20 protein-coding genes and 1 pseudogene are annotated in these 19,495 nt (G+C 72.4%); 15 read left to right on the top strand and 6 right to left on the bottom strand.

The features are described 5' to 3' along the window. Positions 1 to 66 precede the first annotated feature (66 nt). The 6 genes from ABZX75_RS09470 (at position 67) to ABZX75_RS09445 (ending at position 5,362) form a co-directional block, all read left to right on the top strand. Positions 67 to 969, top strand: coding sequence for a hypothetical protein (locus ABZX75_RS09470; protein ID WP_355409537.1), 903 nt, complete (start codon positions 67 to 69; stop codon positions 967 to 969). Then, entirely contained in the window at positions 966 to 1,883 is a 918-nt protein-coding gene (locus ABZX75_RS09465) for a hypothetical protein (protein ID WP_355409536.1), read from the top strand. Before ABZX75_RS09470 ends, ABZX75_RS09465 begins: the two co-directional genes overlap by 4 nt. Continuing rightward, complete coding sequence (locus ABZX75_RS09460) at positions 1,880 to 2,866, top strand: hypothetical protein (protein ID WP_355409534.1); 987 nt, start codon at positions 1,880 to 1,882, stop codon at positions 2,864 to 2,866. The genes ABZX75_RS09465 and ABZX75_RS09460 overlap by 4 nt, the downstream gene beginning before the upstream one ends. Positions 2,867 to 3,148: 282 nt before the next feature. Beyond that, positions 3,149 to 3,721, top strand: a complete 573-nt coding sequence (locus ABZX75_RS09455; protein ID WP_355409532.1) for an FABP family protein — start codon at positions 3,149 to 3,151, stop codon at positions 3,719 to 3,721. Positions 3,722 to 3,961: 240 nt separating this feature from the next. After that, positions 3,962 to 4,372, top strand: a complete 411-nt coding sequence (locus ABZX75_RS09450) for a transcriptional repressor (RefSeq protein WP_355409608.1) — start codon at positions 3,962 to 3,964, stop codon at positions 4,370 to 4,372. 24 nt (positions 4,373 to 4,396) lie between these two features. Beyond that, positions 4,397 to 5,362: a folate-binding protein gene (locus tag ABZX75_RS09445; protein ID WP_355409530.1), complete on the top strand. Its 966-nt coding sequence runs from the start codon at positions 4,397 to 4,399 to the stop codon at positions 5,360 to 5,362. A 58-nt stretch (positions 5,363 to 5,420) separates the two neighbouring features. Here ABZX75_RS09445 and dtd read toward each other — a convergent pair whose 3' ends face one another. Then, on the bottom strand, positions 5,421 to 5,846 hold the full coding sequence (gene dtd, locus ABZX75_RS09440; RefSeq protein WP_355409528.1) for a D-aminoacyl-tRNA deacylase: 426 nt from the start codon (positions 5,844 to 5,846) through the stop codon (positions 5,421 to 5,423). 178 nt (positions 5,847 to 6,024) lie between these two features. On the opposite strand from dtd, the gene ABZX75_RS09435 reads away from it, so the two are divergent. From ABZX75_RS09435 to ABZX75_RS09420, 4 genes are all read left to right on the top strand, one after another. Next, the gene (locus tag ABZX75_RS09435) at positions 6,025 to 6,558 is read left to right on the top strand and encodes an ABC transporter substrate-binding protein (protein WP_355409526.1); all 534 of its coding nucleotides are present in this window, start codon (positions 6,025 to 6,027) and stop codon (positions 6,556 to 6,558) included. Between the two features lie 60 nt (positions 6,559 to 6,618). Then, on the top strand, positions 6,619 to 7,863 hold the full coding sequence (locus tag ABZX75_RS09430) for a GNAT family N-acetyltransferase (RefSeq protein ID WP_355409524.1): 1,245 nt from the start codon (positions 6,619 to 6,621) through the stop codon (positions 7,861 to 7,863). Between the two features lie 74 nt (positions 7,864 to 7,937). Continuing rightward, entirely contained in the window at positions 7,938 to 8,744 is an 807-nt protein-coding gene (locus ABZX75_RS09425) for a putative protein N(5)-glutamine methyltransferase (protein ID WP_355409607.1), read from the top strand. Positions 8,745 to 8,845: 101 nt separating this feature from the next. Further along, on the top strand, positions 8,846 to 10,036 hold the full coding sequence (locus ABZX75_RS09420; protein ID WP_355409522.1) for an MFS transporter: 1,191 nt from the start codon (positions 8,846 to 8,848) through the stop codon (positions 10,034 to 10,036). 34 nt (positions 10,037 to 10,070) lie between these two features. Here ABZX75_RS09420 and ABZX75_RS09415 read toward each other — a convergent pair whose 3' ends face one another. Together ABZX75_RS09415 and ABZX75_RS09410 are read right to left on the bottom strand one after the other, a co-directional pair. Continuing rightward, entirely contained in the window at positions 10,071 to 11,300 is a 1,230-nt protein-coding gene (locus tag ABZX75_RS09415; RefSeq protein WP_355409520.1) for a serine hydrolase domain-containing protein, read from the bottom strand. Positions 11,301 to 11,415: 115 nt separating this feature from the next. Then, positions 11,416 to 11,562: pseudogene (locus ABZX75_RS09410) on the bottom strand (NAD(P)-dependent oxidoreductase); the annotation flags it as partial. A gap of 91 nt (positions 11,563 to 11,653) precedes the next feature. Between ABZX75_RS09410 and ABZX75_RS09405 the strand changes: the two are divergent. From ABZX75_RS09405 to ABZX75_RS09395, 3 genes are all read left to right on the top strand, one after another. Then, positions 11,654 to 12,028 carry a helix-turn-helix transcriptional regulator gene (locus ABZX75_RS09405; RefSeq protein WP_355409518.1) on the top strand — a complete coding sequence of 125 codons (375 nt, stop codon included), beginning with the start codon at positions 11,654 to 11,656 and terminating at the stop codon, positions 12,026 to 12,028. A 23-nt stretch (positions 12,029 to 12,051) separates the two neighbouring features. Continuing rightward, entirely contained in the window at positions 12,052 to 12,663 is a 612-nt protein-coding gene (locus ABZX75_RS09400; protein ID WP_355409516.1) for a hypothetical protein, read from the top strand. Positions 12,664 to 12,805: 142 nt separating this feature from the next. Then, entirely contained in the window at positions 12,806 to 13,144 is a 339-nt protein-coding gene (locus tag ABZX75_RS09395; RefSeq protein WP_355409514.1) for a DUF2516 family protein, read from the top strand. 165 nt (positions 13,145 to 13,309) lie between these two features. Here the strand turns inward: ABZX75_RS09395 and ABZX75_RS09390 are convergent, their stop codons facing one another. From ABZX75_RS09390 to ABZX75_RS09380, 3 genes are all read right to left on the bottom strand, one after another. Further along, complete coding sequence (locus ABZX75_RS09390) at positions 13,310 to 14,674, bottom strand: PP2C family protein-serine/threonine phosphatase (protein WP_355409512.1); 1,365 nt, start codon at positions 14,672 to 14,674, stop codon at positions 13,310 to 13,312. A 467-nt stretch (positions 14,675 to 15,141) separates the two neighbouring features. After that, a complete protein-coding gene (locus tag ABZX75_RS09385; protein ID WP_355409510.1) occupies positions 15,142 to 16,272 on the bottom strand; it encodes an NlpC/P60 family protein in 1,131 nt (376 codons plus the stop codon). A 298-nt stretch (positions 16,273 to 16,570) separates the two neighbouring features. After that, on the bottom strand, positions 16,571 to 17,389 hold the full coding sequence (locus ABZX75_RS09380) for a class I SAM-dependent methyltransferase (protein ID WP_355409508.1): 819 nt from the start codon (positions 17,387 to 17,389) through the stop codon (positions 16,571 to 16,573). Between the two features lie 272 nt (positions 17,390 to 17,661). Between ABZX75_RS09380 and mshA the strand changes: the two genes are divergently transcribed. Next, on the top strand, positions 17,662 to 18,999 hold the full coding sequence (gene mshA, locus ABZX75_RS09375) for a D-inositol-3-phosphate glycosyltransferase (RefSeq protein WP_355409606.1): 1,338 nt from the start codon (positions 17,662 to 17,664) through the stop codon (positions 18,997 to 18,999). Continuing rightward, positions 18,992 to 19,489 (top strand): YbjN domain-containing protein, encoded by a 498-nt coding sequence (locus tag ABZX75_RS09370; RefSeq protein WP_355409506.1) that lies wholly within the window; start codon positions 18,992 to 18,994, stop codon positions 19,487 to 19,489. The genes mshA and ABZX75_RS09370 overlap by 8 nt, the downstream gene beginning before the upstream one ends. Positions 19,490 to 19,495 lie beyond the last annotated feature (6 nt).

Raw genomic sequence — 19,495 nt, 5'->3', positions numbered from 1 at the left:
TCCGGAACCGGTCATGGGTACGCGCGGACAATCATCCGGCGCCTCCAGCCCTGTGGGGGGACCCTCTTGGAACACGAACAGACCATCCCTGAGCAGCGGAAAGAGGAGGAGACCACCCCGGAAGCGAATACTCCGGACCTGGTCCCGGCTCTTGCTGCCACGGATGCCGTCGATGCCGACGCCGATGCCGATGCCGATGCCGATGCCGACGCCGCCTCTCCGGCCGACGTCGCCGGTGACCCCGTCACCGCCGCACCGCGCCGCGGCCGCAGGCGTACGACGCTCCTGATCGCGGGCGCGGCCGTACTGGGCGTCCTCGCCGGGACGGTCACCGGTTACGCGATCCAATACCACCGCGAACCCACCCCGCTGCCGCCGCTGGCGCAGGCGAACCTCGTGACGCCGAAGGCCCTCGCCCCGGACGACGCCACGACGAACAAGACGATCAACGCCAACCGCTGGCACAAGACCGACGACGACCTCAGCAAGCTGCTGATCGAGACACCGGGCGGGGCGACGTCCGAAGGCACCGGGTACGACTCGCTCGACACGTACGCGACGTACTTCGAGGAGCCGGACGTCGCTCTCCGCGACCTCGCCGACACCAGCTTCCGGCGGGTCGCGACGACGGTGTGGTCGCAGAACGACCACCTCGTCGAAGTGCACCTCGTGCAGTTCAACGACTTCTCCGGCGCGGACGACTATCAGCGGAGCCAGGCCTCCCACCTGCCCGAGAAGGAGTACGCGGGCAATGACGGAGTGGCCATTCCCGGCCTCTCCGGGGAACTCGGGCACGTCTGGGTGTTCTCGAAGCTCCACGAGGAGCCGGGATACCACCCGGTGCGCGAGGCCCGGGCCGTCGCCCGCCGGGGCGACATCGTCCTGGAGATCTTCTACTACGACAAGCGCGGCAAGATAGCCGAGGGCGATGTCATCGACCTGGCCAAGCGACAGCTGGAGCGACTGTGACCGAGCCGCAGAACGACACGACCCCGGCTACGGCTCCGGCTACGGATCCGGCTGCCGAGGCGACGGAGCAGGCTCCGCTTCCCGCGGCCCCCGCCGAAGCTCCCGCCCCGCAGACGCAGACGCAGACGCAGACGCAGACGCAGACGGAGGCGGACGCTGCCGCGCCGGCGAAGCCCGCGCGCACGGCGAACCGTAAGCCGGCCTCCCTCGTCGCCGCGGGCGTGGCCGCCACGCTCCTCGTGGGCGGCGGCGTCTGGGCGTCCGCCGCGATCGCGTCCGCCGACCGCAGCGCGCCCACCGCGTACTGGGTCGCCGCCGGCGCAGAGCCGGAGAAGACGCAGAAGCCGGAACCGGTTCCCGCGAACGCACTCTCGGGCAAGCTGCTCCCCGTATCGGGCGCGTTCACGCTGGGCCCCGACCTCGCCGGCGACGGCAACAACTTCTTCGTCTCCGGCGAGAAGGCCGTCGAGGGCTTCAAGGAGGCCCGCAAGGGCCTGTCCAGCTCCGAGCGCAAGAAGCGCGACGACATGCTGGCCGACCTCAAGCTCAAGGGCCTGGCAGGACGCAGCTACACCAAGAGCGGCGGCCAGATGGTCGTGGAAATCCGCATCATGCAGGCCGACCCACAGGCCCTGGGGACGTTCTCCGAGGTCTCCAAGAAGCTGCTCGACCTCATCGGCGGCGACCGCGACGCACCGAAGGTGTTCGGCTACCCGGACGCCAAGTGCTCCCTGCTCCCGGTCGGCGCGGAGAAGGAGGAGAAGATCGACTCCCTCTACTGCGTGGCGGTCGAAGGCGACGTGCTGGTCAACTTCCGTGCGTACGGGCCCAAGGCGGCCTTCAAGACAAGCGACGGCATTGCCTTCTTCAGGAACCAGCTGAGCCACCTGAAGTCCCCCGGGGAGTCCGCGTGACCGAGCAGAACACCACCGAATCCGTGACCGCCCCCAAGGACGCGGTGCCCGTTCAGCCGGAGGCCCGGCCGGCCCAGGCCCAGACGGTCCAGGACGTCCCGGCGGCTCCGGCGGTCGCCGAGGCCCCCGTGGCCGCGCCGGCGGCTCCGGCCGAGCCGGCCGCCCCCGCCGAGCAGCCGGCCCCGGCGGAGCCGCCCGCTCCCGCCGCTCCCGCCGCGCCGCCGAAGGACCGTCGTACGCTGCGCGCCCTCCTGCGGTGGACGGCCGCCGTCGTCGTCTTCGGCGCCGTCGGCACGGGGGTGACGTACGGGATCGTCCAGCCCGAGCGCACGGAGATCCCCGGCCTGTCCACCGGGGACGACGGCCGCTGGACCTACCCGGCCCTGGCCAAGCCCACCCTGCCCCCCGGCGCGTCCCAGCCGTTCGCCGAGGACAACCCGGACGGCGTCCACTACGCGGGTCTGGCCGAGCTCCTCCTGCCGGCCCCCCGGGGATCCGCACCGGACACCACGCTGAAGCTGGAGAAGGACTCGGTGGTCTCCACCGACACCTTCCTGGAGGAGTACGAGTCCACCGCGCGCGAGAAGATGAAGCGGGGGTTCACCGACAACGGGCTGCGCCAGATCGTGGCCCGCGGCTGGGCCACCCCGGACGGCACCCGTACCCGGATCTACCTGCTGCGCTTCCACGCCTCGGGGTTCACGGACACCTTCGAGGGCTGCGGCGCCGACATGAACCTGAACGGCGTCAACCGGATCGAGGCGGACAGCACCTGGGGCAAGGCCAAGATCAACCAGACGGCCCCAGACACCCCCGGCATCACGGTCCACGAGGAGTCCACCCCGGTCGGCGACGAGCAGATCAAGGCGGGTTGCGTCGAGTCCGGTGACGTCCAGGCCGTGATCCTCCAGACCCGCAAGGGCGAGGTGGCCGCCGTCCCCCTCCACCAGACGGTGATCCTCCAGAACCAGCTGCTGGGCTGAGCGCGGGGCCGGAGGTGATCGGTACGGCCCACCTCACAGAGTGCACCGGTCCCCGGGCCAGTAGGCTTGGGGACCGGTCCCGTACCACCGAACCCGAACCCTCTCCGAGGAGCACCCCGTGCTTGAGGCAGTCTTCACCTCTCTGCTCGTCCTGGTCTGCGTCGGCGTGATGGCCTTCACCGGCCTGGCCGTGAAGAAGCTGTACCAGGGCCAGCGCTGAGCGCCGGCCGGCCGACCGCCCCGGAACCCCTCCCACAGATCGCCTGAGCTGAGCAGCCATCCATGATCCAGATCCCGTCCGACCTGAACCCGGGCCTCGTCCCCCTCGCCTTCCTCCTCGGCAACTGGGAGGGCGCGGGCGTCTTCGACTTCCCCGGTGAAGAGAAGTGCAACTTCGGCCAGGAGGTCGTCTTCACCCACGACGGCCGGGACTTCCTGGAGTACACGTCCCGTACCTGGGTCCTCGACGCCGAGGGCAACAAGGTGCGTCCGCTGGAGTCCGAATCGGGTTACTGGCGCATCGACAAGGACCGCAAGGTCGAGATCGTCATGGTCCGCGACCAGGGCGTCATCGAGGTCTGGTACGGCGAGCTCGCCGATCAGAAGCCCCAGATCGACGTGGCCACCGACGCGGTCGCCCGCACCGCCGGCTCGAGCCCGTACAGCGGCGGCAAGCGGCTCTACGGCTACGTGAAGAGCGACCTGATGTGGGTCGGCGAGAAGGCCACCCCGGACGTCGAGCTGCGTCCGTACATGTCGGCCCAGCTGAAGAAGGTCGTCACGCCCGAGGAGGTCGCCGAGATGGCGCGCAACCTCCCGGACATGCCGGACGACGGCATCGCCTTCTTCCGCTGACCCTCCGCCGGTCGCCGGTCGCCGGTCGCCGGTCGCCGATCGCCGGTCGCCGATCGCCGATCCTCCGGACCAGGTCATTCCACCGGGTGTGCGAGTAGGGACCGCGGCCCCCCGCGGTCCCCTTCGCGTGCTTACACTGGCCGGGTGGTGAGCACCGAGAGCGCAGAGGGCACCGAAGGCACCGAAGGCAGCCAAGGCACTGCGGGCGGCCAGGGCGCCGACACCGACTGGAAGACCGACCTGCGCCGACGCGGTTACCGGCTGACTCCGCAGCGCCAGCTCGTGCTGGAAGCGGTCGACACGCTGGAACACGCCAGCCCGGACGAGATCCTCGCCCAGGTGCGCAAGACCGCCTCCGGGGTCAACATCTCGACCGTCTACCGGACGCTGGAGCTCCTGGAGGAGCTCGGGCTCGTCTCGCACGCCCACCTCGGACACGGGGCTCCGACCTACCACCTCGCCGACCGGCACCACCACATCCACCTGGTTTGCCGTGACTGCACCGAGGTGATCGAGGCGGACGTGGACATCGCGGCCGAGTTCACCGCGAAGCTCCGTACCAGCTTCGGTTTCGAGACCGACATGAAGCACTTCGCGATCTTCGGACTCTGCAAGAAGTGTGCTGCCGAACACCGTGCCGGTCAGGCGTAGCAGGGTCGTCGTAGGCTTGGTCCCATGACCAGCCCCTTGCTCCATCTCCCCGGCGCCGTGCAGGCCGAAGGCCGCGACGAGGGCGTCGCCGCCCACTACGGAGAGCTGTACGGCGAACAGCGCGCCCTCGCGGCCGGTCGCGGCTTCGTCGACCTCTCGCACCGCGGAGTCGTCACCGTGACCGGACCGGAGCGGCTGAGCTGGCTGCACCTGCTGCTGACCCAGCACCTCACCGAACTGCCCGCCGGGCAGGCCACCGAGGCGCTGATCCTCTCCGCCAACGGCCACATCGAGCACGCGCTCTACCTGGTGGACGACGGCGAGACCACGTGGGCGCACGTGGAGCCGGGCACCCAGGGTGAGCTGATCGCCTACCTGGAGTCCATGAAGTTCTTCTACCGCGTCGAAGTCGCCGACCGCTCCGAGGAGTTCGCGGTCGTGCACCTGCCGGCCGGTTCCATCGCCGAGGTCCCCAAGGAGTACGCCGTACGGGAGACCGCGCACGGCCGTGACGTCTTCCTGCCCCGCGCCGAACTGGAGGCCTTCGCCGTCGCGCACGGCCCGGCCGCGGGCCTCCTCGCCTACGAGGCCCTGCGCGTCGAGGCGCACCGGCCGCGGCTCGGCCTGGAGACCGACCACCGCACCATCCCGCACGAGCTCGGCTGGATCGGCACCGCCGTGCACCTGCAGAAGGGCTGCTACCGGGGCCAGGAGACGGTGGCCCGCGTCCACAACCTGGGCAAGCCCCCGCGCCGCCTGGTCTTCCTGCACCTGGACGGCTCCGAGGTGCTGCTGCCGGCGCACGGCGCACCGGTCCGGCTCGCGGCCGACGGGGAGGAGGGCCGCCAGCTGGGCTTCGTGACCACCGCGGTCCGCCACCACGAGCTGGGCCCGATCGCGCTCGCGCTGGTCAAGCGGAACGTGCCGGTCGACGCCCCGCTGCTGGCCGGAGCCACGGCCGCCGCGCAGGAGGTCGTCGTAGCGCCGTAGCAGTGGCCCGGTCACAGCCGTAGCGGTGGGACCGGTCACAGCCGCGGCGCTGGTCGGCCTAGACGTCGATGACGATGGTGAACGGGCCGTGGTTGGTGAGCGAGACCCGCATGTCCGCGCCGAACCGGCCCGTCTCCACCGTCGCCCCCAGTGCGCGCAGCTGCGCCACGACCTCGTCGACCAGCGGCTCGGCGACCTCGCCCGGCGCGGCCGCGTTCCAGGTGGGACGGCGGCCCTTGCGGGCGTCCCCGTAGAGCGTGAACTGGGAGATCACCAGCAGCGGTGCGCCGTTGTCGCTGCAGGACTTCTCGCCGTCCAGGATCCGTACGGACCACAGCTTGCGCGCCAGCTGCGCCGCCTTCTCGGGCGTGTCGTCGTGGGTCACCCCCACCAGCACGCACAGTCCCTCGCCGACGATCTCGCCGACGGTCTCGCCGGCCACGACGACGCTCGCGCCGTCCACCCTCTGCACCACTGCTCGCATACCACCTGTGTACCAGGCGTGCACCCGTCCGGGGCCGATCGGGTGGAGGAGGACTGCATCGGGGCCACGGAGAGTGGCACGATGCACGCACGCGGTGCGGGTGCGCCGCACCGGTCGAGGGGACGGACTCGCTCGTATGAATACTTCTGGTACCTCCGTACCTGCATCACCCGCTTCCATGTCCGCTGCGGTACTACGACCACCCGCGCAGCGCACGGCCGAAACGCACGAGCCGGCGAGCCCGACCAGCGCGCTCGGACTCCCGGAACTGCGCGCCCTGCGCCGCGACGCGCAGCGCGACGAGGCCGATCTGAGCTATGTACGCCGGCTGCTCCAGGGCCGCATCGACATCCTGCGCGCCGAACTGGCCCGGCGTACCGACCCGGAGGCACCGGTGGTGGACCGGCTGTCGGAGATCCTGGCCGACGCCCCCTCCAGCCGGAGCGCCTCCGCCCGTCACGTCACGCTCGGCACCCCGCACAGCGAGGAGTACCGGCTGCTGGCGGCGGAGATGCTGGCCGACGTGGAGCTGTCCGACCTGGCGGCCCGCACGGACGGTGAACTGCACGACGGGCTGGGCCGGCTGGTGCGGTACGAACAGCAGGTCTCGCGGCGGCGGCAGCAGCTCCAGCGCACGGCGGACGACTGCAGCGCGGAGATCACCAGGCGGTACCGGGAGGGCGAGGCGCAGGTGGACGACCTGCTGGCGTGAGGACCCGGGGGCGGAAAATCGGGCGACCGGCGCCGGGCGGGCGCATTACCGTGACCGGCTATGAGTGCTGATGTCCGGCCGATCGCCGAATCCGAACTCCCCGACTGGCTGCGGGCCCTGAACACGGGGTTCCTGAGCCCGGCCACGGTGACGCGGTCCGACGTCGCCCAGCGGGCCAAGTACAGCGATCTCGCCCGTATCCAGGGCGCTTTCGACACCGGCACCGGCCGCTGCGTGGCGGCCTTCCGCTCCTTCGCGCAGGAGCTGACCGTGCCCGGCGGGGCGGCCGTCGCCTCCAGCGCGGTCTCCAATGTCGCCGTGCTGCCCACGCACCGCCGCCAGGGCCTGCTGTCGCGGATGATGGCCGCCGAGCTGGCGGCCGCGAAGGCCCGCGGTGACGTGCTGTCGACGCTGATCGCCGCCGAGTACCCGATCTACGGGCGGTACGGATACGGGCCCGCCACCTCCGTCTCGGAATGGGAGATCGACGTACCGCGTGCCGGACTGGACCCCCGCTGGTCGGCGCCGGCGGACGGCGGGCGGATCGAGCTGGTGGACGCGGCCGAGATCCGGCGGGTGGGCCCGGCACTGCACGAGCGGCTGCGGGCGGTCACACACGGCATGGTGAACCGGGACGAGCGGTGGTGGTCCCTGGCGACCGGCCTGGAAGAGCTGTCGCACCGCCCGTACCAGGAGAAGTTCCACGCCGTGTACCGCACGGCGGCGGGCCAGGTGGCCGGGCTGGCCGCGTACCAGGCGGACGACCACTGGGCGGATGCGAAGATTCCGCAGAACACCGTGCAGGTGAAGGGCCTGATCGCGGCCACCCCCGACGCACAGCGGGCGCTGTGGCACTTCCTGTGCTCCATCGACTGGGTGATGAAGGTCCGCACCGGCTACCGGGCCCCCGACGACCTCGTCCCGCACCTGCTGCCCGACCCGCGCGCGGCCAGGCCGGTGACCTCCGCGGACTTCCTGTGGGTGCGGCTGCTGGACGTCGTACGGGCGCTGCGGGCGCGGACGTACGCCGTACCCGGGATCCTCGTACTGGAGGTGACCGACCCGGCGGGCCTGGCGGACGGCCGCTACCGGCTGGACGCGGGCACCGGGGAGTGCGCGCCGAGCGGGGAGGCGGCGGACCTGCGGCTGGACGTGGGCGCGCTGGGCTCGCTGTACCTCGGCGACGAGTCGGCGGTACGGCTGGCCGCGCTCGGCCGGGTGGCGGAGGAGCGGGCGGGGGCGCTCGCGCTCGCGGACGCGGTGTTCCATACCGCGCGCCGGCCGTGGTGCCCGGACGTCTTCTGAGCCCCGGCAGCGGACCGTTGGCAGCGGACCATTGACAGCAACAGCGGACAGCAGAGACCGGAAACGACTGAGGACTGAGGTATTTGACGGATTCGGCGTCACTCGTGGAACGGCTGCGCGCGGCGGGCTGCGTCTTCGCGGAGGAGGAGGCGGAACTGCTCACCGGCGCCGCCCGGGACGACGGCCACCTGGCGGACCTGCTGGGCCGCCGGGTCGCCGGCGAACCCCTGGAACACGTCGTCGGCTGGGCGGAGTTCTGCGGGCTGCGCATGGAGGTGGGGGAGGGGGCCTTCGTGCCGCGCCGCCGCACCGAGTTCCTGGTCGGGGAGGCGGCGGCGCTGGCCCCGCCCGGCGCGGTGGTCCTGGACCTGTGCTGCGGAGTCGGCGCCCTGGGCGCGGCGGTCGCGGCCCGGGTGCCGGGCGGGGTGGAACTGCACGCGGCGGACATCGACCCCGCGGCGCTGGCGTACGCGCGGCGCAACGTGGCGCCGTACGGGGGCACGGTGTGGGAGGGCGACCTGTACGCGCCCCTGCCCGCGTCCCTGCGGGGCCGGGTCGACGTGCTGGTGGTCAACGCCCCGTACGTCCCGACGGAGGAGATCGGGCTCATGCCGTCCGAGGCCCGCGACCACGAGCCGCTGGTCTCCCTGGACGGGGGCGCGGACGGCCTGGACATCCACCGCCGGGTGGCGGCGGGCGCCCTGCCGTGGCTGGCTCCCGGCGGCCACCTGCTGATCGAGACGAGCGCGCGCCAGTGCCCGGCGACGGCTTCGGCCCTGACGGCGGCGGGCCTCGCGGTGCGGGTGGTCACCTCGGAGGAGCTGTGCGCGACGGTGGCGATCGGTGCGGTCGGCCGGGTATCCGGCGGTGGCTCCGGCTGACCGCGCGGCCTGCCCCTGCCGACGCGGACCGGGCCGCTCCCGGCGGCGCGCCGGGCATGTTGCCCCGCCCCGGGGCGCCTTGCGGGGTTACCGTCGGCGGCATGGACCGTGATCGCCGAGGGTGGCGCCAGTGTTCGCTCGGCGGAGCGGTGTTCGCGGTGTGCATGGCCGGTACCACGCTGCCGACCCCGCTCTACGGCCTTTACCAGGAGAAGTTCGGCTTCTCCGAGCTGATGGTGACCGTCGTGTACGCCGTGTACGCCTTCGGGGTCATCGGCGTGCTGCTGCTGGCGGGCAACGCCTCGGACACCGTGGGCAGGCGGCCGGTGCTGCTGGCGGGCCTGGGATGCGCTGCGGCGAGCGCCGTCTGCTTCCTGTGCGCCACCGGGCTGGAGTGGCTGTATGCGGGGCGGCTGCTGTCGGGACTGTCCGCGGGCCTGTTCACCGGGGCCGCCACCGTGTACGTGATGGAGCTGGCGCCGTACGGCGGCGGCTCCCGGGCCACGTTCGTGGCGACGGCCGCCAACATGGGCGGGCTGGGCTGCGGACCGCTGCTCGCCGGCCTGCTCGCGCAGTACGCGGCCTGGCCGCTGTACCTGCCGTTCGCCGTGCACCTCGCCCTGTTGGCCGGCTCGGCCGCCGTCCTGCTGTGGCTTCCGGAGACCCTGCGGGAGCGGCGGCCGCTGCGCACCGTACGGCCGCAGCGGCCCGGGCTGCCGCCGCAGGTGCGGCCGGTGTTCGGGCCCGCGGCGACCGCGTCGTTCGTGGGGTTCGCACTGTTCGGGGTGTTCACGTCGGTCAGCCCGGCGTTCCTCGCGCAGTCCCTGGACGTCCACAACCACGCCGTGAGCGGGCTGGTCGTCGCACTGGCCTTCTTCGCCTCGACCGCCGGGCAGCTGGCGGTCGGCCGGGTCGGGGTGGAGCGGTCGCTGCCGCTGGGCTGCGCCGGGCTCTTCGCCGGGCTGGCGCTGCTCGCGGGCGCGCTGCGGTGGGACCTGTTGCCGCTGGTGGTGCTGAGCGCGCTCGTCGGCGGGGCCGGGCAGGGGCTGGCGTTTCGCGGGGCGCTGGCCGCGGTGGCCGAGGCGTCTCCCGCGGACCGGCGCGCGGCGGTGATCTCGACGCTGTTCGTCGTGGCGTACGCGGGTATCTCGGTACCGGTGATCGGTGTGGGGGTCCTGGCGGGTCCCATCGGCCTGGAGGGGGCGGGGCTCGTGTTCATCGCCTGCATGGCCGCCCTGGTCTCGACCGCGGCCGTCTACCTGCTGCGGAGGCCGGTACGGGCGCGGACGTGAGCGCGTACGGACACGCCCCCGGACCGGGCGTCGATCAGCGCGCCACCGGCTGGGACGGGAGGTTGTAGACGTGGTCCGGGGTCACTATGCGGGTGATCGCCTGGCCGAAGGAGGTGCTCGGTTCCGAACCGCCGTGGAGGATGTCCGTGTTGAGGAGCACCACCATCGTGGCCCGCGACTCCGGGAGGTAGACGACCAGCGACTCGTAGCCCGGCAGTGAGCCGTTGTGGCCGATCCAGCCCTGCACGTTGAAGATGCCGAGGCCGTAACCGGCGCCGGGGATTTCGGTGGGGCCGGTCTTCAGGCGTTCCGCCTGGGTCGCCGGGGTGAGCAAGGTGCCTTGGGCGAGGGTGCGCGCCCAGCTGCGCAAGTCGTGCAGGTCGGAGATCATGGCCCCGGCCGCCCAGCCCCAGGAGGGGTTCCAGTCCGTCGCGTCCTCGGTCTTGCCGGAGGCGGTCTGGTTGGTGTAGCCGTGCGCGTGCGGTTCGGGGAACGCGGCATCGGCCGGGAAGACGGTGCGGTGCAGGCCCGCCGGCTCCAGTACGTGCTGCTCGATGAACTCGTGGAGCGGCTGGCCCCCGGCCTTCTCCACCACCAGGCCGACCAGGATCAGGTTGGTGTTGGAGTACTCGAACTTCTCGCCGGGCTGGAACTGCACCGGGTGCTTGAAGGAGTAGGACAGCAACTGCTGCGGGGTGAAGGGCCGTCGGGGGTCGGAGGTCAGCGCCTCGAAGAAGTCCTCGTCCATGGAGTAGTTGAAGAGTCCGCTGCGCATGCCCGCCAGATCGCGCAGCGTGATCTCGTCCCCGTTGGGGACGCCGTCCACGTACTTCGCGATCGGATCGTCGAGGCCCACCTTGCCCTGATCGACCAGTTCCAGCAGGGCGGTCACGGTGAAGGTCTTGGTCTCACTGCCGATGCGCATGTTGAGCCCGGTCGTCATCGGTTGGCCGGTGCTCTTGTCCGCCACGCCGAACGCCCGTACGTAGCTCCCCTTGTCCGGGGTCCACAGCCCGACCATCACGCCCGGCACCTGCGCCTCACGCATGACCTGCCGCACGGCCGCGTCCAGCTGGCGGGCGACGGCCGGGGTCAGCTCGGTGAAGGCGCCGTCGGGGGAGGGCGTGGCGGGTGCCGATGCCGTGGGGGTGGGGGTCGGGGCGCGTTCCGCGTACGCCACCCCCGCGGACGCCGGTACGGCCAGCAGCCCGGCCGCGGCGCATGCCACACATGACCTGCGCAACCGCGTGTGCGAGTACCTCATGGCAGGCCTCCTGCCAGACGAGGACAAGATCCCACGGCCAGCGTAGACCCGCATGGAGGCCTCCGCCTGGGCAGGCGTGGCGCCCCGGCGCCCGTACGTGTGACTGCTCGGGCAGTCAGTCCGCGCGGGGTTTGCCGAACTCTTCGATCAGCACGGGGTACTGCTCCCCACCGTGTCCGGCGGCGATCGAGCGGTCGGCCATCGCCTTGATCAACTTTGGCAGTTGGGCGTTGACTCCCACCGCCTCGCTCTCCTCGATCGGGGCAGAGACGCCAGCCCGTGGTCCGGACCGCGGTGGGAGCTATTGCAAGCGGCTGCTTGCAATAGTTAGCAAGGTGCGGCAGGATCGAGGCATGGCATCGCTCAACGTCGGAAATCTCGGCGAGTTTCTCCGTGAGCAACGGCGGCAGGCCCAGCTTTCGCTGCGGCAGCTGGCCGAGGCGGCGGGGGTGTCGAATCCGTACCTGAGCCAGATCGAGCGCGGGCTGCGCAAGCCGAGCGCGGACATCCTGCAGCAGCTGGCCAAGGCGCTGCGGATCTCCGCGGAGACGCTGTACGTGCAGGCCGGGATCCTGGATGAGCGGGACCGGGACGAGGTGGAGACGCGCGCCGTCATCCTCGCCGACCCGTCCATCAACGAGCGGCAGAAGCAAGTGCTGCTCCAGATCTACGAGTCGTTCCGCAAGGAAAACGCGCTCGATGACGAGATGCCGTCGAAGACGAACTGAACTTGATCCGGGAGGACCAGCACATGGCCATCGCCGATGACCTGAAGAAGACCCTCACCGACCCGACGCCGCTCTACTTCGCCGCCGGCACCGCCGACCTCGCCGTGCAGCAGGCCAAGAAGGTGCCGGGGCTCATCGAGCAGCTGCGTGCCGAGGCCCCCGCGCGCATCGAGGCAGTGAAGAACACCGACCCGAAGGTCGTGCAGGAGAAGGCCAAGGAGGCGCAGGAGGCGGTCGCCGCCAAGGTCGCCGAGGTGTTCGGCGCGATCGACCCGAAGAAGCTCGGGGAGACCGCCCAGGACCTGGCGCTGCGCGGTGTCGGTGTGGCCGCCGAGTACGCCGTACGCGCCAAGGAGACCTACGACAAGGTCGCCGAGCACGGCGAGCAGGCCGTACGGGCCTGGCGGGGCGAGGTCTCCGAGGAGATCGTGGACATCGCCGTGGCCGTCGAGCCCAAGGGCGGCGCCGAGCCCAAGACCGAGCCGGTGGCGGAGCCGGTGGCCCAGCCCAAGGCCGAGCCGGCGGCCTCGCCGGCGGTCGAGGCCGCCGCCGAGGAGAAGCCCGCGGCCAAGAAGACCACCGCGCGCAAGAGCACGGCCAAGAAGGCCGCCGTCTCCGAGGGCGACGCGAGCTGAACCGCATGAGCGACGGCGGGCCGGGCACCTTGAGGGTGTCCGGCCCGTTGGCGTTCTTGAGGGCCTGCTGTGCCGGTAGCGTGGAGGCAGGCGCCATCAGGCGTGCGCAGCACGTGCGGAGCAGGAGAAGGCGGGCGAAGCGATGTTGATGGACGGGTTCGATCGAGGCGTGATCCCGCTGCTCGGGCTCGCCATGCTGGTCCTCGCCGTGGTGGCCTTCGTGTTCGCGCTGCTGGCGCGCGAGGACGCGTACCGGGCTGCCGACAAGCAGACCAAGACCTTCTGGCTGGTCATCCTCGGCATCACCGTCCTGGTGGACTTCTTCCTGGGGATGCTGTTCCTGCAGATCGCCGGCCTGGTCGCGACCATCGTGTTCTTCGTCGACGTGCGCCCGGCCCTCAAGCGGGTCGCGGGTGGCGGCCGGCGCAGCGGCGGCAGCAGCAGCGACGGGCCGTACGGGCCCTACAACGGCGGTCGGTAGGCGCTCCGCCCGGCGCCTGGCCGTCGCGGCACTCGGCCCGCGCCGTCCCTCAGCCGTCCTGGGCTGTGACCTGCTCCGGTCTGGCTCGGGTCCGCGTTCTGATCCCGCTCCGGTCTGGGCTCGGTTCCGCGCTCTGATCCGGCTCTGATGCGGGCCCTGAACCGGTCAGCCTGCGGCGCGGGAGAGCAGGACGACGGCCACGTCGTCGGTCAGCTCGCCGCCGTTGAGGCGGCGCGCCTCGGTGACCGAGGCCTCCAGCAGGCTCTCGCCGCTCAGACCGCGGTCCAGATGGCGGTTGATCATCTCGACCATGCCGTCCTGGCCGAGGCGCTCCTTGCCCGCGCCGATGCGGCCCTCGATCAGGCCGTCCGTGTAGAGCATCAGGCTCCAGGTGCCGCCGAGCTCCACCTGTCGGCGGGGCCAGCGGGCGCGCGGAAGCAGTCCGAGAGCCGGGCCGCTGTTCTCGTACGGGAGCAGTCGTGCGGGTCCGCCCGGGCGGGAGATCAGCGGGGCGGGATGCCCGGCCAGGCACAGGCCCGCGCGGCGGCCGTCCGGGGCGATGTCGACGGTGCACAGCGTCGCGAAGATCTCGTCGCAGGGGCGTTCCACCTCCAGGACCTGCTGGAGGGTGGCGAGGAGATCATCACCGCTCAGGCCGGCCAGGGTGAGGGCGCGCCAGGCGATGCGCAGCTCGACGCCGAGGGCCGCTTCGTCGGGGCCGTGGCCGCAGACGTCGCCGATCATGGCGTGGACGGTGCCGTCGGGGGTGCGGACGGTGTCGTAGAAGTCGCCGCCGAGAAGGGCGCGGCTGCGGCCCGGGCGGTAGCGGGCGGCGAAGCGGAGGTCGGAGCCCTCAAGGAGGGGCGTGGGGAGCAGACCGCGTTCCAGGCGGGCGTTCTCCTGGGCGCGCAGTTTCGATTCTGCGAGCTTGTACTGGGCGACGTCGGCCCGCTTTCTCTCCACCGCGTAGCGGATGGCGCGGCTCAGCAGCCGGCCGTCGAGCTCGTCCCGGAAGAGGAAGTCCTGGGCGCCGACCCGGACGGCCTCGGCGGCGCGCTCGGCGTCGGCCTCGGTGGTGAGGACGAGGACGGCATGGCCGGGGGCGATACGGAGGACCTGGCGGAGGCCGGCCAGCTGGTCGCCGGCGGTGCCGGTTCCGGTGGCGGTGCCGGAGCCGGCGGCGGGTCCCGTGGCCGTGGCCGTCGCCGTTCCGGTGGCGGAGGGCGTCGCTGTGGCGGTGCTGCCCGAGGGGCGCGCGGCCGCGTCGGGCAGGGACAGGTCGAGCAGGATGCAGTGCACGTCCTGCGTGAGCAGGCGCGCGGCCTCGGTGAGGTTGCGGGCGGTGCGCAGCCGGATGCGGTGGCCGTCGGCGTCGAGGATCTCGGGGACGGTGAGGCCGCCTGCGGGATCGTCCTCGATCACCAGCAGGGTCAGCGGGGTCGCCGGCGCCGTGGTGGTGGCGGCCTGTAGAACGGCCTGACCGCCCTCCTGGGCCGGATCGTCCCTCTGCCGCGGTACGGGTACGGGCATCGTCTCCGGTTCCTTCCCTCCCCCCGAGGGTGCGCTCGTGCGCCGACCCTAGCGGTCCCCACCCGGCGAGCGGAATGCCGTTCTGGGCCAGGGCCTCCGTCATATGCCGTTATCGCGGGGGAAAATCGGTCTCCTGGATGACCAACGTCACGGCGGGGCCGTGGTCCGTCCCGTGGAGCGAGACGTCGCGGGCGGGCGGTTGGTTGCCTGAGCGCCCCGAACGGTACGGAGCGCGAGGCATGCCGGTGACGCCCGTCCGGCGAAAAGGAACCCGGGCCGTCGCCGAGCACCGCCCCCGCTCCGGTACGGCCGCGACCCCCGCCCCGCAGTTCGGGTACGGGCACGGGGCCGCCCTGGGCGCCACCCCCGCGCGGGATCGCCGCACCCGGCTTGGGCGCCCCCGCTGCCCGGCCCGCGGGCCCGGGCGGGGCCAGGCCGGAGCCGCCAAGGGCGCCGCCGGCCCCCGGCTACGCGTCCGGGCGGACGACCGCCTTGATCGGCATGGAGCCCGCGCCTGCCATCGTCACGTTCCGGCCGGGGCGCGGGGCGTGGACCATCGCGCCGTCGCCGACGTACATCCCGACGTGGCTCGCGTCGTCGAAGTAGATGATCAGGTCGCCCGGACGCATGTCCTTCAGCGCGATCTTCGGCAACAGCCGCAGCTGTTCCTGCGAGGTGCGCGGGATCCCCTTGCCCGCCGCGCGCCAGGCCTGGGAGGTCAGGCCGGAGCAGTCGAACGAGCCCGGTCCCTCCGCGCCCCAGACGTACGGCTTGCCTATCTGCGCGGTGGCGAACTGGACGGCCCGCTTCCCGGCATCCGTCGCCGAGGCCTTGACGTCCTTCATCGCGCCCGTCGACAGCCACGCCGTCTGCGCCTTGTACTGGGCTTCCTGCTCCAGCTGGATCAGCCGGGCCTTCTCCTCGGCCTCCAGCTTGTTCTCCAGCTCCTCCGCCGCCTTGATCTTCTCCTCGATCTGCTTCTTGGAGGCCTCCTGCTTGACCCGGTTGGCCTCCAGCGTCGCCCAGCGCTCGCTCGCCTCCTGCGCGTACCGCTGCAAGTCGCTCTGAGTGCGGTCCAGTTCGGAGAGCAGGTCCGAGGTGGCCTTCTCGCCCTGGCGGAGCCGGCTCGCCCCGTCGAGGAACTGGCTCGGGCTCTCGCTCAGCACCAGCTTCGCGCCCGGCGGCAGTCCGCCCGAGCGGTACTGGGCGCGCGCGGCGGCGCCCGCGCGGTCCTTCAGGGCGACGATCCGCTCCCGGCCCGCGACGACCAGGTTGGCGATCTCGACGATCTTGGCGGACTGTGCCTTGGTCTCGCTCTCGGCGAGGTTGTAGGCGTCCGTCGCGGTGCCCGCCTGGCGGTAGAGGTCCTCCATCTCCTTGCGGACCTGATCCAGGGACTTGACGCCCGGCTCGGGTGCCGGTGCGGCAGGCGCCGCGGGCGCCCCCGGTGCGGCGGGCAGTACGGGCGCCGCGGGTGCCGTGGGAAGCGCCGGCGCCGCATGCGCCGTGCCCGCCGCGAAGGCCGGGGCGCTCAGTATCGCCAGGGCGCACAGCAGTGTGAGCGTGCTCCCGCCCCGGCGTCGCCTTACGGTCCCCATGGTCCCCCCAGACACCCCGGTCAGAGCCGGTATCAGATCTGACTATTCATCAGTAACTTGTCACTGCCATCGGGATGGTGCCACGAGTCCGCGCATTCCGACACCCCCGCGCCTTCCCCCGGTCCGAGCTTGTCCGCCCACCTCGGAGAACCCCGCCACGCCCACCCCTGACGACCCAACGGGCGGCTCCCGGCACCGGTTCCCCCCGCGCGCCGCATTCACCCGCATTCACCCTCGTTCCCGCACGTTCACCCGTGTTCCCGTACGTTCACCCGTGTTCCCGCACGTTCCCGCGCGTTCACCCCTGCGGGCGCAACGCCTCCCAGCGCACCGTCAGTTCCCCCTGCCGCCACCGCCCCGGCCCGTCCGCCAGCGGCCAGTCAGCCGCCAGCGCCCGCGCCGTCCGGATCCAGCGCTGCCGCGCCCCGTACGAGGCGTACGGGGCCGCAGCCGCCCACGCCCGGTCGAAGTCGCGCAGGAACGCGTGCACCGGCTCACCCGGAACGTTCCGGTGGATCAGCGCCTTCGGCAGCCGCTCCGCCAGGTCCGAGGGGCGCTCCAGGGAGCCCAGCCGGGTCGCGAAGGTCACCGTGCGCGCCCCTTCCGGCCCCAGCGCGACCCACACGTGCCGCCGCCCGATCTCGTCGCAGGTCCCCTCCACCAGCAGCCCGTCCGGAGCCAGCCGCGCGCACAGGCGCCGCCACACATCGGCGACCTGCTCCTCGTCGTACTGGCGCAGTACGTTCGCCGCGCGGATCAGCGCCGGCCGCTCCCCGCCGCCCGGCCCGTCCAGCGGCACCTCGAAGCCGCCGTGCCGGAAGCTCAGCCCCTCCCGCTCGTACGGCTTCGCCCCGGCGACCCGCGCCGGCTCGATCTCGATGCCGACCACCCGTACCCGGGGCGCCGCCTCCCGCAGCCGCGCCAGCAGCTCGACCGCGGTCCAGGGCGCGGCCCCGTAGCCGAGGTCCACCGCGACCGGCGCCGGCGCGCGCCGCAGCGCGGCGCCGTGCGTGGCCGCGATCCAGCGGTCCATCCGGCGCAGCCGGTTCGGATTCGTCGTCCCGCGCGTCACCGTGCCCACAGGGCGGCTCGGGGGTGGGGTGCTGCGGGAGGCCATGAGCCGAGGGTAAGCGGAGGGCCCGCGCCGGATGAAAACCCCGCTTCCCCCCGGCGGCCCCCGAGAAACATCGAGGAAAACCAGGCGCGCCGGAATGCGGGGCACGGCCGTCCGGGTTGCACTCCTTGCAGGGCGCCGACCGCGCTCGTGCCGTCATGCCGCCCGGCATGTCGTCCTGCCGTCCGCCAGGCCGTCCGAGCGTCGCCCGAGCGAGAGGAACTGCTCCCTTGAGCCAGTACGTGTCCCGCCTCGGCGGCAGTCTCAGCGGCCGCATCGCAGCGGCCCGCTCCACCCTCCACGACCCGCCGCGACTACGCCTCCCGGCCGTCGGCCACCACCGCAAGCCGCGCCGCGTGGCCATGCTCAGCGTGCACACCTCACCGCTGCACCAGCCCGGCACCGGCGACGCCGGCGGGATGAACGTGTACATAGTGGAGCTGGCCAAGCGCCTCGCCGCGATCAACATCGAGGTCGAGATCTTCACCCGGGCCACCGAGGGCGGCCTCCCGCCCGTGGTCGAGCTGGCTCCCGGGGTACTCGTACGGCACGTGGACGCGGGCCCGTACGAAGGCCTCGCCAAGGAGGAGCTCCCGGCCCAGCTGTGTGCCTTCACCCACGGCGTCATGCAGGCCTGGGCCGGCCACCGCCCCGGCTACTACGACCTCGTGCACTCCCACTACTGGCTCTCCGGCCACGTCGGGTGGCTCGCCGCCGAGCGCTGGGGCGTCCCGCTCGTGCACGCCATGCACACCATGGCCAAGGTCAAGAACGCGTCGCTGGCCGAGGGCGACACCCCCGAGCCCGCCGCCCGCGTCATCGGCGAGACCCAGATCGTCGCCGCCGCCGACCGGCTCATCGCGAACACCGCCGAGGAGGCCGACGAGCTCGTCCGGCACTACGAGGCCGACTCCGGCAAGGTGGCCGTCGTCCACCCCGGCGTGAACCTCGACCGCTTCACCGTGGGCGACGGCCGGGCCGCCGCCCGCGCCCGCCTGGGCTTGCCGCAGCACGCCGTCATCCCGCTCTTCGCCGGGCGGATCCAGCCCCTCAAAGCCCCCGACATCCTGCTGCGCGCCGTCGCCGAGCTCGTCGACCGGGACCCCTCGCTGCGGCGCCGCCTCTTCGTCCCCGTCGTCGGCGGCCCCAGCGGCAGCGGCCTCGCCAAGCCGGAGGGCCTGCAGAAACTCGCCGCGAGGCTCGGCATCGCCGACCTCGTGCACTTCCACCCGCCGGTGGGCCAGGACCGGCTCGCCGACTGGTTCCGGGCGGCGTCCGTGCTGGTGATGCCCTCGTACAGCGAGTCCTTCGGGCTCGTCGCGATCGAGGCCCAGGCCGCCGGCACCCCGGTCCTGGCCGCGGAGGTGGGCGGCCTGCCCGTCGCCGTCAACGACGGCGTCACGGGGATCCTCGTACCCGGGCACGACCCGGTGGACTACGCGCGCGAGCTGCGGCGCTTCGTGGACGAGCCCGGGCTCGCGGACCGGATGGGCCGCGAGGCCGCGCGGCACGCGCAGTTCTTCGGCTGGGACACCGCGGCGAGCGGCACGGCCGACGTGTACACGGCGGCGATGCATGATCACCGCCGTCGCGTACGCTCCCACCATGGCTGACGCTGACGCTGACCCCTGCGCGATCATCGAGAGCGCCCTCACCGGCGCCGAGCTGAGCTGGGAGAGCCCCGATCCGGGCGCGTACGTCGTCCAGCTCCCCGGCACCCGCAAGCTGAGGACCACGTGCTCGCTCCGGGTCGGCCGCCACTCGCTTTCGGTCAACGCCTTCGTGATCCGGCATCCCGACGAGAACGAGGCGGCCGTCCACCGCTGGCTGCTGGAGCGCAACCTCAAGCTGTACGGGCTGAGCTACGCGGTGGACGGCCTCGGCGACATCTACCTGACGGGCCGCCTCCCGCTGTCGGTCGTCACCCCGGAGGAGCTGGACCGGCTGCTCGGCACGGTCCTGGAGGCGGCGGACGGCGCCTTCAACACCCTGCTGGAGCTGGGTTTCGCGAGCGCGATCCGGCGCGAGTACGACTGGCGCGTCTCGCGCGGCGAACCGACCTACAACCTCGACGCGTTCAAGCACCTGACGCAGCCGTCCTGACCCGGC

The sequence above is a fragment of the Streptomyces sp. NPDC003038 genome (assembly GCF_040611115.1).
GTDB lineage: Bacteria > Actinomycetota > Actinomycetes > Streptomycetales > Streptomycetaceae > Streptomyces.
This window is presented reverse-complemented; position numbering and strand designations above follow the sequence as displayed.

Excerpts from the sequence above, each read along its gene's own strand:
- ABZX75_RS09455 (WP_355409532.1), top strand. The coding sequence starts at position 3,149 with ATGATCCAGATCCCGTCCGACCTGAACCCGGGCCTCGTCCCCCTCGCC.
- ABZX75_RS09445 (WP_355409530.1), top strand. The coding sequence starts at position 4,397 with ATGACCAGCCCCTTGCTCCATCTCCCCGGCGCCGTGCAGGCCGAAGGC.
- dtd (WP_355409528.1), bottom strand. The coding sequence starts at position 5,846 with ATGCGAGCAGTGGTGCAGAGGGTGGACGGCGCGAGCGTCGTCGTGGCC.
- ABZX75_RS09435 (WP_355409526.1), top strand. The coding sequence starts at position 6,025 with ATGTCCGCTGCGGTACTACGACCACCCGCGCAGCGCACGGCCGAAACG.
- ABZX75_RS09430 (WP_355409524.1), top strand. The coding sequence starts at position 6,619 with ATGAGTGCTGATGTCCGGCCGATCGCCGAATCCGAACTCCCCGACTGG.
- ABZX75_RS09420 (WP_355409522.1), top strand. The coding sequence starts at position 8,846 with ATGGACCGTGATCGCCGAGGGTGGCGCCAGTGTTCGCTCGGCGGAGCG.
- ABZX75_RS09415 (WP_355409520.1), bottom strand. The coding sequence starts at position 11,300 with ATGAGGTACTCGCACACGCGGTTGCGCAGGTCATGTGTGGCATGCGCC.
- ABZX75_RS09405 (WP_355409518.1), top strand. The coding sequence starts at position 11,654 with ATGGCATCGCTCAACGTCGGAAATCTCGGCGAGTTTCTCCGTGAGCAA.
- ABZX75_RS09400 (WP_355409516.1), top strand. The coding sequence starts at position 12,052 with ATGGCCATCGCCGATGACCTGAAGAAGACCCTCACCGACCCGACGCCG.
- ABZX75_RS09395 (WP_355409514.1), top strand. The coding sequence starts at position 12,806 with ATGTTGATGGACGGGTTCGATCGAGGCGTGATCCCGCTGCTCGGGCTC.
- ABZX75_RS09390 (WP_355409512.1), bottom strand. The coding sequence starts at position 14,674 with ATGCCCGTACCCGTACCGCGGCAGAGGGACGATCCGGCCCAGGAGGGC.
- ABZX75_RS09385 (WP_355409510.1), bottom strand. The coding sequence starts at position 16,272 with ATGGGGACCGTAAGGCGACGCCGGGGCGGGAGCACGCTCACACTGCTG.
- ABZX75_RS09380 (WP_355409508.1), bottom strand. The coding sequence starts at position 17,389 with ATGGCCTCCCGCAGCACCCCACCCCCGAGCCGCCCTGTGGGCACGGTG.
- ABZX75_RS09370 (WP_355409506.1), top strand. The coding sequence starts at position 18,992 with ATGGCTGACGCTGACGCTGACCCCTGCGCGATCATCGAGAGCGCCCTC.